This is a genomic window from Bartonella sp. AP57NXGY (assembly GCF_042195805.1).
GTDB lineage: Bacteria > Pseudomonadota > Alphaproteobacteria > Rhizobiales > Rhizobiaceae > Bartonella.
On sequence record NZ_JBHIOZ010000583.1, the window covers coordinates 1 to 633 of the forward strand.

Annotated in this window: 1 pseudogene; it reads left to right on the forward strand. The window is 38.4% G+C overall.

From position 1 onward, the window contains the following. A pseudogene (locus ACFIL8_RS12160) lies at positions 1-367 on the forward strand (hypothetical protein); the annotation flags it as partial. Positions 368-633 lie beyond the last annotated feature (266 nt).

Below are 633 nucleotides of genomic sequence, written 5' to 3' on the forward strand. Positions count from 1 at the left end.
TGCGTTTTGGAAAGTTATTACAGTGTGTGTTTGGGTCTTGTTTCCAGTTCTGTACATACTCTTCATAACATTGTGGCTTTTGTTGAGAAAAAATACTCAAAAATTGAAAGAAATAAACCAGCAACGGGGTAAAATAACCGATCAAAAGGATTGGTATAAAAAAGGCGATAGAGAAAAATGGAGTGATATTCTTGTTACAATATTCGGTCTCGTGCTTATGTGCGTGACATTGGTGGTTGCTTGTATTCCTATGATGATTTTACAACTTTATTATGGTGTCTTTAAGCAGGTGAGAACGTATCGCTGTTTAAGAAAAGAACTGAAAAACGTCTTGCAAGAACAGGATACAGCGTTTGAGAAGTCATGAGAGGGAAAAAATAATGAAGAAATTATGAGAGATTCAGCCTTTATAGGGATTGCTCTCTATACCATTTTGCCTCTGATATGTTTTGGTGCTCTTTCATGGGTTGTCCGTAAACATTGCTCTAAGGAGCAGTGTTGAGGGTGGCATTGAGTGAAAGAAAAGCCGATTATGGATTAGTATTGATTTAAGGGAATAAGAGCCCTTGGGGTTTAGAGCCTAGAGTGAGTGCTTGGGACTTACTTTATCGTTTGAGGCGTGAGGAAGGAACG